The sequence below is a fragment of the Acidovorax sp. FW305-C-20-28 genome (assembly GCF_058783375.1).
Genome location: NZ_JBYSYM010000035.1, coordinates 41,429 through 55,470, shown reverse-complemented (window position 1 = coordinate 55,470; position 14,042 = coordinate 41,429). Strand labels below are relative to the sequence as shown.

At 69.3% G+C, this 14,042-nt stretch carries 11 protein-coding genes; 5 read left to right on the top strand and 6 right to left on the bottom strand.

Features of this window, described 5'->3' with window-relative positions; translation table 11 throughout:
* Positions 1-8: 8 nt before the first annotated feature.
* Entirely contained in the window at positions 9-1,286 is a 1,278-nt protein-coding gene (locus AC3WOH_RS29080; RefSeq protein ID WP_492232787.1) for a heme biosynthesis protein HemY, read from the top strand.
* 43 nt (positions 1,287-1,329) lie between these two features.
* Here AC3WOH_RS29080 and AC3WOH_RS29075 read toward each other — a convergent pair whose 3' ends face one another.
* Positions 1,330-4,047, bottom strand: a complete 2,718-nt coding sequence (locus AC3WOH_RS29075) for an ankyrin repeat domain-containing protein (RefSeq protein ID WP_492232786.1) — start codon at positions 4,045-4,047, stop codon at positions 1,330-1,332.
* 359 nt (positions 4,048-4,406) lie between these two features.
* On the opposite strand from AC3WOH_RS29075, the gene AC3WOH_RS29070 reads away from it, so the two are divergent.
* From AC3WOH_RS29070 to AC3WOH_RS29060, 3 genes are all read left to right on the top strand, one after another.
* The gene (locus tag AC3WOH_RS29070) at positions 4,407-4,982 is read left to right on the top strand and encodes a cytochrome b (RefSeq protein ID WP_492232785.1); all 576 of its coding nucleotides are present in this window, start codon (positions 4,407-4,409) and stop codon (positions 4,980-4,982) included.
* A gap of 50 nt (positions 4,983-5,032) precedes the next feature.
* On the top strand, positions 5,033-5,605 hold the full coding sequence (locus AC3WOH_RS29065; RefSeq protein ID WP_492232784.1) for a YceI family protein: 573 nt from the start codon (positions 5,033-5,035) through the stop codon (positions 5,603-5,605).
* A 68-nt stretch (positions 5,606-5,673) separates the two neighbouring features.
* Positions 5,674-6,261, top strand: coding sequence for a YceI family protein (locus tag AC3WOH_RS29060; RefSeq protein ID WP_492232783.1), 588 nt, complete (start codon positions 5,674-5,676; stop codon positions 6,259-6,261).
* 54 nt (positions 6,262-6,315) lie between these two features.
* On the opposite strand, the gene AC3WOH_RS29055 is transcribed toward AC3WOH_RS29060, so the two are convergent.
* Entirely contained in the window at positions 6,316-8,004 is a 1,689-nt protein-coding gene (locus tag AC3WOH_RS29055) for an ABC-F family ATP-binding cassette domain-containing protein (RefSeq protein WP_492232782.1), read from the bottom strand.
* Between the two features lie 221 nt (positions 8,005-8,225).
* Here AC3WOH_RS29055 and AC3WOH_RS29050 point away from each other — a divergent pair, with 221 nt between their 5' ends.
* Positions 8,226-8,846, top strand: coding sequence for a VOC family protein (locus tag AC3WOH_RS29050; RefSeq protein WP_492232781.1), 621 nt, complete (start codon positions 8,226-8,228; stop codon positions 8,844-8,846).
* Positions 8,847-8,921: 75 nt separating this feature from the next.
* Here the strand turns inward: AC3WOH_RS29050 and AC3WOH_RS29045 are convergent, their stop codons facing one another.
* Genes AC3WOH_RS29045 through AC3WOH_RS29030 form a run of 4 tightly spaced genes read right to left on the bottom strand, consistent with a single transcriptional unit; the run spans position 8,922 to position 13,994 of the window.
* Positions 8,922-10,589: a dipeptide ABC transporter ATP-binding protein gene (locus tag AC3WOH_RS29045; protein ID WP_492232780.1), complete on the bottom strand. Its 1,668-nt coding sequence runs from the start codon at positions 10,587-10,589 to the stop codon at positions 8,922-8,924.
* Positions 10,589-11,404 carry an ABC transporter permease gene (locus tag AC3WOH_RS29040; protein ID WP_492232779.1) on the bottom strand — a complete coding sequence of 272 codons (816 nt, stop codon included), beginning with the start codon at positions 11,402-11,404 and terminating at the stop codon, positions 10,589-10,591. The genes AC3WOH_RS29045 and AC3WOH_RS29040 overlap by 1 nt, the downstream gene beginning before the upstream one ends.
* Positions 11,405-11,421: 17 nt before the next feature.
* Positions 11,422-12,378, bottom strand: coding sequence for an ABC transporter permease (locus AC3WOH_RS29035; RefSeq protein ID WP_184856660.1), 957 nt, complete (start codon positions 12,376-12,378; stop codon positions 11,422-11,424).
* A 38-nt stretch (positions 12,379-12,416) separates the two neighbouring features.
* Positions 12,417-13,994, bottom strand: coding sequence for an ABC transporter substrate-binding protein (locus AC3WOH_RS29030; protein ID WP_492232778.1), 1,578 nt, complete (start codon positions 13,992-13,994; stop codon positions 12,417-12,419).
* Positions 13,995-14,042: the final 48 nt, after the last annotated feature.

Below are 14,042 nucleotides of genomic sequence, written 5' to 3'. Positions count from 1 at the left end.
CAGCACGCATGCGCGCAGCACTCTGGCTCCTGGCGTTGTTTGGCGTGGCCGTGGCGGCTGCGCTGTTTGCGGGCAACAACCAGGGCACCGTCACCCTCTACTGGCCCCCGTACCGGGTCGACCTGTCGCTGAACCTGGTGGTGCTGGTCCTCGTGGGCGGCTTCGTCACCGTGTATGCCGCGCTGCGTGCGCTGGCCGCCCTGCTGGAACTGCCGCACCAGGCACGCCGCTGGCGCGTGCAGCAAAAGGAACGCGCCATGCACAGCGCGCTGCTGGACGCCATGACGCACCTGCTGGGCGGGCGCTTCATCCGTTCGCGCAAGGCCGCCGTGGCCGCGCTGGCCCAGGAGAACGCCCTGGCCGCCGCGGGCGAGACGGTGCCGCACAGCCACCAGCTGCGCTCACTGGCCCACCTGGTGGCGGCCGAGGGCTCCCACGCCCTGCAGGACACCGCCACGCGCGACAGCCACCTGCAGCGCGCACTCGAAGACGCGCCCGCACGCGGTACCGCGCTGGAGCAGGAACTGCGCGAAGGTGCCCAGATGCGCGCCGCGCGCTGGACCCTGGACGACCGCGATGCCGAGGCCACCCTCGAATGGCTCGCCGCCCTGCCCCAGGGCGCAGCCCGGCGCACGCTGGCGCTGCGCATCAAGCTCAAGGCCACGCGCCTGGCCCGCCACACCCAGGAGGCGCTGGACACGGCCCGCCTGCTGGCCAAGCACCGCGCCTTTTCCCCGGCCGCCGCGCAGAGCATCGTGCGCGGCCTGGCCACTGAACTCATCCAGAGCGCCCACGACACGGCGCAGCTGCGCCGCGTCTGGGACGACTTGGAGGCCGCCGAGCGCAAGATGCCCGAGCTGGCCATCCACGCCGCGCAGCGCATGGCCGCCCTGGGCGGCGACGCGAGCCAGGTGCGCGCCTGGCTGCTGCCGGTGTGGGAGCGCATGCTGGAGCTGCCCGACGCCCTGGCCGAGCAGCATGCGCTCAAGCTGGTGCGCGCGCTGGAGTCCGGCCTGGACACTGTGGACGCGCCCTGGCTGGCCCGCATCGAGGCAGCCCAGCAGGCCAACCCGCGCGACGCGCGCCTGCAGTACCTGGCCGGCATGGCCTGCCTCAAGCGCCAGCTCTGGGGCAAGGCCCAGCAGTTGCTGACCCAGGCCGCCCAGCAGCTCTCCGACGCCAGCCTGCGCGCCAGCGCCTGGCGCTACCTGGCCGAGCTGGCCGAGCAGCGCGGGGACGAAGCCGGCGCCGCCGAGGCCTGGAAGAAGGCAGCGCTCGCGCGTTGAGCGATGGACTGGTTGATTGAACGCTGCGGCCCGGCTGGCTCCGTCAGGGCCTGCGGCCCGCGGTAGCCGCGCTGGCGGACTTGGCAGCACGCTCCAGCCTGGCGTACACGCCTTTGGGCACCAGGTCGGCCAGGGTACCGCCCTCGCGGTCCACCAGATCAATGCGTGCGCCCTGCGCGACCAGGTGCTCGGCGCAACTGCGGATGCGCTCGCGGTGCACCTTGTCTTCCACCCAGTTGGCGGAATGGGGTGCTGAAGCCAGCAGGTAGTGCAGCGCGGGAACGCCTTTCGCGTCGAGCGCGTTGAGGTCCAGCGGGGTGTGCTCCACGAGGTACTGCAGCGACTCCACGCTGCCATGCCGCGCTGCCATGTGCAGCAGGCCCAGGCCGCCTTCGGTGCGGGCATTCAGGGAGGCGCCCAGGCCTGCCAGGCGGCGCAGCATGTCCAGGCGGTTGTAGAGCGCGGCCCACAGCAAGGGGGTGCTGGCGCCCAGGCCGTCCTGCTCCTGCGCCGACACGCCTTCGAGTGGGGGCCCGCAGGCAAGGACCCGTTCCAGACCGGGAGCGTCGTCCTGCTCGATGGCGTGGAAAAGGGCCAGGGGATAGCGGCCCGCCCGCGCCCCATGGTGGCGCAACAGCTCGGCCATGGCGGGGTCGAAGGCCAAATCCAAAGGTTGTGCGCCTTCATCGTTCTCCGCATTGGGCATGGCGCCGCTCAGCAGCAGCATGTCGACCAGCGCGCGGTAATCAGCCTCCACCAGGGACTGGGCTTCGGGGTCGCCCGCAGGCTCCGAGTACAAGGCCGCACGCAGCACGGTGTGCAACGGCGTTTCTCCCCAGGTGCCACCCTTGTGGTTGAGCGTGGCGCTGCCCAATTCCAGCAGCCGCGCCACCAGCGGCTGGTAGGCCGCCACCCGCGGGCGCTCGGCGGTGTCATAGCGGCTGCGGCGCGTGGCATCGAGCAGGCGGTGCAGCGTGCTTCTCTGGCTGTCGTAGTCGTCTTCGCTGATGTACTCGGCATCGGCGCTGTCGGCGCTTGCCAGCAACTGTGCGATGCCATCGAGTTCGGCCTGGGTCTTGCCCACCTCCTTGCACTGCATGTACAGGGCCGCAGCCAATGCCGATCTGGCGGCCTGGGGTTTCGGCCTGGCCTTGGCCTTCCCGGACAAGAGGCCGGCCAGGCCGTGGACCCAGCTGCGGCGCTGGTCCTGCGCCGCCTGCTGCTTCGCGGTCGAAGGCTGCGGCTGCGCGGGCGCCCGGTCCGGGCGCTTCATGGCCTCGACCAGCATGGCGATGGCCTGCGGATCCTTGCACATCGCCAGCGGTGTCGCGCCAGAGGCCGGCTGGGCATGGGGGTCCGCCCCATGGCGCAACAGCGCGGCAATGGTATCGAGCATGCCCTGCCGCCGTGCGGCCTGGGCACCCTCTTCCTCGTCTGCGCGGGGGCTTGCGCACCGGCCCAGGCCCTCCACCGCCGAATGCAGCGCCGTCAGGTACTGCGTGTTGCGCCCCGCCACATCGGCTCCGCGCGCCACCAGCAGGTCGACCATCGCGGCGCTGCGGCATTGCTGCAAGGGGAAGCTGAAGAAATCGAAGGGGCCGTCCTTGCCGATGCCGTTGGGCGAGGCACCGTGGTCCAGCAGCACGGTGCACAGGGCCAGGTCGTCTTTCCCCACGGCTTCGTAGAGCGCTGTGCACTGGCTGGAATCGACCAGCACATTCGGGTCGGCGCCCTGCTCCAGCAGGTAGCGCGCCACATCGCCGTGGCCGTTCTCCAGCGCCACGTACAGCGGCGTGTGGGTCTGCTGGATGATCACGGTCTCGCTGCCCTTGGCGTTCAGGTTGGCCTTGTGCTCCACCAGGCAGCGCACGATGTCGAGATGGCCCGTCTGCGCAGCCCAGTGCAGCGGCGTGAAGCTGTAGACGTTGCGCGCACTGGGCTTGGCCTTGGCGGCCAGCAGGGCCTGCACGGTGGCCAGGCTGCCGCTGCCGGCCGCCTTGTGCAAAGGCCGGTTGCCGCGCCGGCCGGCCAGCTCGGGGTCCACTCCATGCTCCAGCAGGGCGCGCACGATGTCGGCGGCCCCCTTGTCGGCATACACATGCAGGCTGTGGTCGCCACTCTTGAACGCCACGTCCCAGGCCATGCCGGGGCAGTGCGCGCGCATGTGCTGGAACAGCGCCAGGCTGGTGACCAGGTCCACCGGGCGGTAGCCGTTCTGGGTTGGCAGGTCGGGGGCCAGGCCGGTGCGCTCGCGCACCATGTCGTACAGCCCCAGATCGTTGGAGCGGGCCGCCCAGTGCAGGCAGGTGATGCCCTCCTGGCTCGTGTGGTCGAGGGTGTGGCCTTCGCCGAGGAAACGCTGCACCCAGGCCATGTCGCCGCAGGCCAACACCCGGTCGAACACGCGCACGCCCGTGTGGCTGGCCGCATGCGGCGAAGCACCGGCATCGAGCAGCACCTGGGCCAGCGCCAGGTTGCGCAGCTCCAGGGCCTTGGCGAGGGCTGTGGCACCGTGGGTGCCAGGGCGGTCCACCGGCGCTCCCGCCGCCAGCAGGCACTGCGCAATCTCCAGGGCCTGGGTGCCCGCCAGCGCGGCCGCCTGCACCAGCGGCGGATCCAGGTCCCCCTTGTGCGCGCCCCCGGCATCCAGCAGCCCGGGCAGGTGGGCGGCATTCCGGTCCAGGAAGCGCCGCACGGCGGGCAGGTCGGCTTTGCCGATGTGGCGGTTCAGGTCGATCTGGCGTTGGACGGTTTCGCTCATGCAGTCTCGGAAATATCAGGAAAAGAGGGCGCGGCCAGAGAGGCCAGGCCGCGTGCCGGCGCACATTGTCAGCCACCGCCCCCAAAGGGTGGGCAAGCCCGGGCATGGCATGGGATGAAAGGGCAGCTCCAACCGCCGGGCGGCTGCCATCCACCGTCCATCCGGCTGTGCGCTTTTTTTCCAAGCATTGGGGAACTTTGAGCGCACAAGCCCTATCGATTCAGTTTTTTTGAATTGAAGCATCAATCCTGCTGAAGCCGAAGGCCCTGTCCGCTTTCTACACTGCGCTCACGGCGAGCCCCATGTGCCCACGGCACAGCGGGAACGGCGTGCCCACACCACCACCGCCCACGACCACCATGCCCTCGCCCACACCGCCCACCGCCAGCCGACCGGCCCGCTACACCCGCACCGCGATGCTGATGCACTGGGTTCTCGGCCTGGCCCTGATCGGCGCCTTCTGCGTCGGCCTGTACATGACCAGCCTGCCCTTCTCGCCCGCGCGCCTGAAGCTCTACAACTGGCACAAGTGGGCCGGCATCACCATCCTCGCGCTGTCGGTGCTGCGCATCCTGTGGCGCGCCACGCACCGCCCGCCGGCCCTGCCGGCCGCCATGGTGCAGGCCATGCCGCGCTGGCAGACGCTGGCGCACCACGCCACGCACGGCCTGCTGTATGGGCTGTTCCTGGCGGTGCCGCTGATCGGCTGGGCCTACAGTTCGGCGGCGGGCTTTCCCATCGTCTTCCTGGGCCTGTGGCAGCTGCCCGACTTCGTGCCCGTGGACAAGGAACTGGCCGAGGCCATCAAGCCCTGGCACCTGTACAGCGCCTGCACCATGGCCGCCCTCGTGGTGCTGCACGTGGCCGCCGCGCTCAAGCACCAGTTCATCGACCGCGACGGCCTGATTGCCCGCATGCTGCCCGGCCCGCGCTGAGCCCGCCCCACTCCCTCCATATCCGCACACCCCCTCTTCCAGGAGCTTTCATGAACGCATCTTCCTTCGTACCGAGCCTCGTGCTGGGCGCCGCCGTGCTGGCCGCGCCGGCCGCCTTCGCACAGCAGCAACTGGTGCCCGCACAGAGCGAGTTGCAGTTCACCGCGCGCCAGATGGGCGTACCGCTCGAAGGCCATTTCAAGAAGTTCGATGCCAAGGTCGCCTTCGACCCCGCCAAGCCCGACACCAGCAAGATCAGCTTCACCGTGGACACCGGCAGCGCCACGCTGGGCTCGCGCGAGACCGACGCCGAGCTGCCCAAGGCCACCTGGTTCAACGTGCCCAAGTTCCCGCAGGCCGCGTTCGAGTCCACCACCATCAAGGCGCTGGGTGGCGGCAAGTTCGAAGTGGCCGGCAAGCTCACCATCAAGGGCAATGCACAGAACGTGGTCGTTCCCGTGACGCTGGCCCAGAGCGGCGCCACCACCACGGCCACCGGCACCCTGCCCATCAAGCGCCTGGCCTTCAAGATCGGCGAGAACGAGTGGGCCGACACCTCCATGGTGGCCGACGACGTGACCGTCAAGTTCAAGCTGGCCCTCACCGGCGTGGCCAAGCTCTGATCACCCCCCTTTTCCTTTCCCTTCGCGTTCCCTTTCCCTTGACCCTTCCTTTTTCAGGAGCCTTTTCCATGCGCAAGTCTTCGTTCGCCCTGCTCGCCCTGGCCGCAGCCGCCGTTCTGTCCACGGGCGCAGCCCAGGCCCAGAGCGCCGCGTACGCCATCGATCCAACGCACACCTTCGTGACCTTCGAGATCGGCCACTTCGGCGCCACGACCAACCGCGGCCGCTTCGACAAGAAGGAAGGCACTGTGCAGTTCGACCGCGCCGGCAAGACCGGCAAGGTGGAGATCACCGTGGACACCACCTCCATCAACTCGGGCACGCCTCCCTTCGACAAGCACCTGCAGAGCGCTGACCTGTTCAACGCCGCCAAGTACCCCACGATCAAGTTCGTCTCCGACAAGTTCAGCTTCAACGGCGACAAGGTCAGCGAAGTGTCCGGCCAGCTGACGCTGCTGGACAAGACCAATCCCGTGACCCTCAAGGCCACGCAGTTCAACTGCTACCAGAGCCCCATGCTCAAGCGCGAAGTCTGCGGCGGCGACTTCGAAGCCACCATCGACCGCACCCAGTGGGGTCTGGACTACGGCGTGCAGTACGGCTTCCCCAAGAACGTGCGCCTGGTGGTGCAGATCGAAGCCATCAAGCAGCAGTAATCCACCGGCCTCTGGCCCACAAGCCACCCGCGGCACGACCCCGGGTGGCTTTTTTCATGTCCGACACGCATCGAGCCGCCAGCCGCCGGCCTGCCATGCCCAGACATGGGTCGGCGCCAGGGCCGACAGGAAGTACCGGTCGTGCGAGACCACCAGCAGCGCACCGCCAAAGCCCTGCAAGGCCGACTGCAGGGCCTCCACCGAGGCCAGGTCCAGGTGGTTGGTGGGCTCGTCCAGCAACAGCATCTGCGCGGGCGCACCACCCCACAAGGCGCAGGCCAGCGCGGCCTTGATGCGCTCGCCGCCGCTGAGCACGCCCGCGGGCCGCTGCACACGGTCCGCATCCAGGCCCAGTTGCGCCAGGCGCGTGCGCAAGGTGGACTCGGGCAGGGGTGAGCCCAGCTCCGCCAGGCGCTGCAGCACACTGGCCTGCGGCGGCAGCAGCTGCGCGTTGTGCTGGTCCAGCCAGGCCGCGCGCACGCTGCGCACCACGCGGCCGGCCGCCGGTGCCAGCTGCCCGGCCACCAGGCGCAGCAGGCTGCTCTTGCCGCAGCCATTGGGCCCGGTGACGGCGATGCGCACCGGGCCGCTCCAGACCCCGTCCAGCGCCGCCATGCCGGGCGGCGCAAACGGGACCCGCACCTGCTCCAGCGCCAGCACCTGCTTGCCCGCAGGCACGGTGCTGTCCGGCAAGGCCAGCGCCACAGAGTTCTGCGCCGGCGCATGGCGCGCGGCCTCGCGCACGGCGGCGTCGAGCTGGTCGCGTGCCTCCTGCTGGCGCTCGTGCTCGCGCCCGGCATGGGCTTCGGCGCTGTTCTTCATGCGACCCAGCAGAATGGGTGCGAGGTTGGCCGTGCGCCCCACCCAGCGCCCCTGCGCAGCGCGGCGTTGCTGTGCGTCGTGTTCGCGCTGCAAGGCCTTACGGCCCCGCTCGCGCTCGGTGCGCGCATGCTCCAGCGTGGCCTGCGCCGCGGCCCGCTCCTGGTCCCGCTGCGCGGCGTACAAGGTCCAGTTGCCTCCGTAGCGCCGCAGCCCGGCAGGCGAAAGCTCCACGATGGCATCGACCGCACCCAGCAGCTCACGGTCATGGCTGGCCACAACCACGCCGCCCTGGCGCGCGGCCAACTGCTCCCGCAGCCAGCGCCGCGCTCCCCGGTCCAGGTGGTTGGTGGGCTCATCGAACACCAGCACATCCGCATCGGAGACAAAGGCCCCGGCCAGCGCCACGCGCATGCGCTCGCCACCGCTCAGACGGGTCGCGTCGCCGTCGCCTGGCAAATGCCCCAGGCCCAAGGCCTGCAGGGCACGCTGCCAGCGTGTGGGCAGGTCCCATTGGCCATCGGCCAGCAACAGGTCCTCGGGAAGGCCCTGGCCTGCCTCCAGGCGCTCCAGTGCGCGCAGCACCGGTGCCAGGCCCGCCAGATCGGCCACGGTGCAACCCGGGGCGCCCTGCACCTCCTGCGCCACGGCATGCAGGCGCGCGCCGCGCTGCACCGTGCCTGTGGCCGGCTGGAGCCGCCCGAGCAGCAGTTGCAGGAACACGCTCTTGCCCGCGCCATTGGCGCCCACGATGCCCGTGGTGCCGGCGCCCAGCGCCACGGTCAGGGCCGCGTTCCACAGCGGCTGGCCATCGGGCAGCCGCCAGGTGACGTCCTGGAACTGAAGGGAAAAAGAAGAAGGAGAAGAAGCGACAGCCTTGCTGTCGCCACGGGCGCGCGGGCCCGGATGATGGATCGTCGCCATGCCTGAAACACTCCACGGTCACCACAAAACCGCCCGAAGACTGCAGCGGGCGGAACGGCGTGAAAGTGGTTTACAGGCGCATGGGTGAAGACACCTCGGGGTGGTTGGCGAGGGCCGCAATGTACCGCAAATACCCACGCCCTCAAAATTCCCTTTACGTAAATTGATTACGAATAGTAGAATTTCAACATCAACACGCACCGACCCAAGGAGACAAGCGCATGAATGCCGTTCTGAAGCCCGACCTCGCCAGCCTTCCCGCCCCCGCCGCCGTCCAGCAACTGCACCACTACGCCTACAAGGCACGCGACGCGGAAGAGACGCGCCAGTTCTACGAAGACATCCTGGGCCTGCCGCTGTACCACATCATCCAGAGCGACTACGTGCCCAGCACGGGCGAGTACTGCCCTTACACGCACTTCTTCTTCCGCTTGAAGGACGGCTCCTTCATCGCCTTCTTCGACCTGGGCGACGACGTGAAGGCCGAGCCCTCGCCCAACACGCCCCTGTGGGTCAACCACATCTCGTTCCGCGTGGACACGGTGCAGGAACTGGAGAACACCAAGGCCCGCCTGGAAGCCTTCGGCATCGAGGTGCTGGGTGTGACCGACCACCACATCTTCAAGAGCATCTACTTCTTCGACCCCAACGGCATCCGCCTGGAGCTGACCGCGCAGCTGGCCGACGCACAGGCCATGGAAAAGGACAGCACCGTGGCCCATGCGCGCCTGAAGGAATGGACGGCCCGCAAGGAACAATGGCGCAAGGAACGCGCCGAGGGCAAGACCGACACGCTGCTCAAGCCCCAGACCAATGACCGGCCGGAGTTCGTGAAGGACTGAGGGTTTCCGCCGCCTTCAACGACAAAGGGGCGCCACCGGCCGGTGGCGCCCCTTTGTTCTTCATGCACCGCGCTGCTATGCAGCGTCCAGCTCCGCAAGCAGGTCGCTGGTGGTGGCCGCTTCCAGCAGCGCCTTCGTATAAGCCTGCTGCGGCCGGTCGAAGATATCGGCCACACTGCCCTGCTCGACGATGCGGCCGTTCTCCATCACCACAATGCGGTCGGCGATCTCGGACACCACGGCCAGGTTGTGCGAGATGAACAGGCAGCCGAAGCCGCGCTCGGCCTGCAGGCGCCGGAGCAGGTCCAGCACCTGCTTCTGGATGGTCATGTCCAGCGCAGACACCGGTTCATCGGCCACCACGAAGGCGGGCTTGCGCACCAGCGCGCGCGCAATCGCCACGCGCTGGCGCTGCCCGCCCGACAGGGCATGGGGGTAACGCTCGCCAAAGCCGGCCAGGCCCACCTCGGCCAGCATGGCATCCACCATGGCACGCAGGGTATCGCGCGTGAGCGGCGGGCCGTGGCGCAGCGGCTCGGCCACGATGTCGAAGACACGCTGGCGCGGGTCGAGCGAGGAATAAGGGTCCTGGAACACCAGTTGGCAGGCCAGGCGGAATGCGCGCCGGCCCGCGGCATCGGCACTGCCCAGCGGCGTACCGCGAAAGCACACATCGCCACCGGCCACGGGCAAGAGGCCGATCATGGCGCGGCCCAGCGTGGTCTTGCCCGAGCCCGAGCCCCCCACCACCGCCACCACCTCGCCCGGCTGGATGGCCAGCGACACCCCGCGCACCGCCAGCTTGGGCGCGGCCCTGGACAGCCAGCCCTGGCGCGCGCCCGGAAAGCTCACCTCAACGTCCCGGGCCTCGATCAGCGGCGCCTGCACGGGCCGCACCGGGCGCTGGGCACTGCGCTGGGGCAAGGCATCGATCAGGCTCTTCGTGTAAGCCTCGCGCGGCGCGGTGAGCACGCTGCGCACGGGGCCTGTCTCCACCAGGCGGCCTTTTTCGAGCACCACCACCGACTGCGCGTAGCGCGCCACCAGCCCCAGGTCGTGCGTGATGAGCAGCACGGCCGTGCCCTCGGTGCGCGTGAGCTCGGCCATGATCTCCATCACCTCGCGCTGGCTCAGCGAGTCGAGCGCCGTGGTCGGCTCGTCGGCGATCAGCAGGCGCGGCTTGAGCAGCATGACCGAGGCCAGCATGATGCGCTGGCGCATGCCGCCCGAGAACTGGTGCGGGTACGAAGCCAGGCAGCGCTCGGGGTCGGCGATCTGCACGCGGCGCAGCATGGCGATGGCGCGCTCGCGCGCCTGCGCCGTGCTGACCTTCTCGTGCAGGCGCAGGCCCTCGAAGAGCTGCTCGGCGATCGTCATGGCCGGGTTGAGCGAGACCATGGGCTCCTGGAACACCATGCCCACGTCGCACCCGCGCAGGGCGCGCAGCGACTGGGCCGAAAGCGTGCCCACATCGCGGCCCTGCAGCAGCACGCTGCCACTGCTCTGGCGCACCTGGGGCGGCAACAGGCCGAGCACGGCGCGCCCGGCCATGGTCTTGCCGCTGCCCGACTCGCCCACCAGGGCCACCACGCCGCCCGCGGGTACGTCGAAGGAGACGGCGTCCAGCAGCGGGCGGGCCAGCGGGCCGTGCACCGTGAGTTCGCGCACGGACAGCAGCGGCAGCGGGTTCTTCTCGGTCGTCATGTCGTTTCTTTCCGCCATGGGGTAGGTGGAGGGGCGCATCAGTGGTGCTCCATGCGCGGGTCGAGCCAGTCGCGCAGCGCATCGCCCAGCAGGTTCACGCCGAGCAGGGTGAGCGCGATGCAGGCGCCGGGCGCAATGCCCAGCCAGGCGGCGGTCTCGATGTAGGGCCGGCCAGAGGCCAGCATGTTGCCCCAGGTGGGCGCCGGCGGCGGCACGCCCAGGCCCAGGAAGCTCAGCGCGCTCTCGGCCAGGATCACCCAGCCGAACATCGACGTGGCCAGCACCACCAGGGGCGCCACGCAGTTGGGCAGGATGTGGGCGAACACCGTGCGCAGGCCGGAGTTGCCGATGACCTCGGAGGCCTCGATGTACTCCTTTTCGCGCAGCGAGAGCACCGAGCCGCGCACCACGCGCACCGCCGTGGGCGCATAGGCCAGGCCCAGCGCGACGATGATGCCCCACTGGTTGGCGCCCACGATGACCATCACGCCCAGTGCCAGCAGGATGCCGGGGAAGGCCAGCAGCGCATCGTTGAAGACCATGAGCACCCGGTCCAGCCAGCCGCGGAAGTAGCCCGCCACCAGGCCGATCACCACGCCCAGCACCAGGGCCAGGGCCACGGTGAGTGCGGCCACCACCAGGCTGGTGCCGGCCCCGGCCATCAGGCGCGAGAGGATGTCGCGGCCGAATTCATCGGTACCCAGCAGGTAGGTGCCCGAGGGCGGCTGTAGCCGCTGGCGCAGCGCCACGCCCATGGGGTTGTAAGGTGTCCAGACGATGGACAGCAGGGCCATGGCGCCCACCAGGCCGACCAGCAGGCCGCCGACCAGGGCATTCGCCCGCAGGCGTTTCATCAAGCGTTTCACCACCATCATGATGCGGACACCCGGGGATCGAAGAGGGGATAGCACAGGTCCACCACGAGGTTGACCAGCACATAGATGGCGGCCGTGAACAGCAGGCAGCCCTGCACCACGGGGTAGTCGCGCGCGAAGATCGCGTCCACCAGCAGGCGGCCCAGGCCGGGCAGCGTGAACACCGTCTCCAGCACCGCAATGCCGCCCAGCAGGTTGCCCAGCACCAGGCCGATCATGGTCCAGGTCGGCGCGAAGGCATTGGGCAGCACATGGCGCAGCAGCACGCGGCGCTCGGCCAGGCCCTTGGCGCGGGCATGCGTCACGTACTCCAGGCGCAGCACCTCCACGGCACTGGCGCGCGCCATGCGGGTGAGGATACCGAGCTCGATCAGCGCCAGCGTGATGGTCGGCAGGATCAGGAAGGTGAGCGCCGAGCGCCAGTCCTCGCTGAAGGGCACATAGCCCACCACCGGCACCAGGCCGAGCTTGAGCCCCACGAAAAGCAACAGCAAGAGGCCCAGCCAGAAGCTCGGGATCGACAGGAAGAACGTGGCCGCGGCCACCACCATGGTGTCGAGCACGCTGTTCTGCTTCCATGCGGCGAGCAGGCCGGCCGGCACGGCCAGCAGCGCGGCCAGCGCCACGGCCACGAGCACGATGGCGGCACTCACCTGGAAGCGTTCGAGCAGCAGCGGCAGCACTGCCTCGCCGCTGGTGATGGACTGGCCCAGGTCGCCCTGCAGCACCCGGCCGAGCCAGAGCGTGAACTGCACGGGGATGGGCCGGTCGAGCCCGAACTGGGCATGCAGGTCGGCCAGTTGCTCGGGCGTGGCGCTGTCACCCAGGATGAGCAGCGCCGGATCGCCCGGCACCAGGCGCATGAGCACGAAGACCATCAGGCTCACGAGGAACAGGGTCGGCAGCGTCCACAGAAGGCGCCGGCCGAGGTAGGCGGGAAAGGAGGAACCCATGGCGGATCTGGATCGTCAGTTCGGCAGTGCCATGCGCATCATGGTGCACGCAGGGTGACACCCCAGGCACGCGGTGTGCCCAGGGCCCAGCCCTTGTAGCCCTTGGCGTACGAGCGGGCGGCGCTGGTGTTCACGGCCGAGTACATGAAGATCGCCGGCACGTCCTCGCGCATGCGCGCCTCCAGTTTGTCGAACAGGGCCTGGCGCTGGGCCACGTCGCTGGTCTCCATGCTCTTGGCCAGCAGCTCGTGGGCCTGCGGCTCGTCCCACACCTTGCGCGGCTGCTTGTCCTTGGGGCCCGTGACCATCTCGTACGACAGGGCCGGATCCAGCCGTGCCGAGAAGGTGAAGCCCATGGCTTGGTAGTTGCCCTTGTTGTAGCGGTCCAGCAGCGTGGCCCAGTCGAGCACCTCGACCTCGGCCTTGATGCCGGCCTCCTGCACCATGGCCTGCGTCAGCACGGCGATGTTGAAGACGCTGTTGTAGCGCTTGGTGGCCAGGATCTTGATGGGCTCGCCCTTGTAGCCGGCCTCGGCCAGCAGCTTCCTGGCCTGCGCGAGGTTGCGCGCGGGCAGCGCCGCCTGCGGCTTCTTGTAGAAGGCGCTGGGCGTGGGCACGACCGAGCGGCTGGGCGGCGCATTGCCCGAGGTGACGGCGGCCACCAGTTCGGGCATGTCCAGCGCCAGCGCGATGGCGCGGCGGATGCGCGCGTCCTTGAGCAGCGGGTCGCGCGTCTGGAACAGCAGGCCCTGCACATTCATCGTGGCCTGGGTCTCCATGAGGATGTCCTTGCGGCCCTTGTACTCGGCCATGTCTTCGTCGTTGATGTCGTAGTTCAAATCGATCCCGCCCGAGAACAGCGCCGCCTTGGCGGCCGAGGCATCGGGGATGATGATGAAGCGCACCTTGGGCGTCTCGGCGATCTTGGCGCCCGTGTTGCCGTCGCGCGGGCCGGGCAGCGCGGCATAGCTGTCGTTGCGCAGGAGCTCGATGTACTGGCCGCGCTTCCACTCCCCGAGCTTGTACGGGCCGGTGGCCACGGGCTCGCGCCACTTGCCGTCGGCTTCGAGCGAGCTGCGGTGGTAGATGCCGGTGCCGCCGCAGTCCACGCGCGCCAGCGTGGCCAGGAAGAGCGCCGAGGGCTTGTCCAGCGTGTAGACCACGGTGGCGGCGTCGGGCGCCTCCACCTTGACCACCTTGGTCAGGCCGCGCCCGTCGAACTCGGCCAGGCAGCGCCAGTTGTTGGCCGGGGTCATGTAGCGGTTCCAGGCGAAGAGCACATCGTCGGCCGTGAGCGGCGCGCCGTTGTGGAACTTCAGGCCCTGGCGCAGCTTGAAGGTGTAGGTCCTGCCGTCGGCCGAGGTGCTGACCGACTGCGCCAGCAGGGGCGCCACGGAGGCGTCCTCGCGGTAGGCCACCAGGCCTTCGAGCACATGCATCATCACCGCGTCGGTGTTGTTGTCACGGTTGATGCCGGGGTCGGTGGAGCGGATGTCGGCATTCAGGCGGATGCGCAGGGTATCGGGCTGCGGCTGGGCCTGGGCCAGGCCAAAGGAGCAGAAGCCGGCGAGCAGGGCCAGGCCTCTGGACAGCCAGCGCGAGGGGGCGGTAGTCATCTCGGGGTCCTTTCTTCGTGGGGCAAGCAATCGAGGGACGGCGGGCGC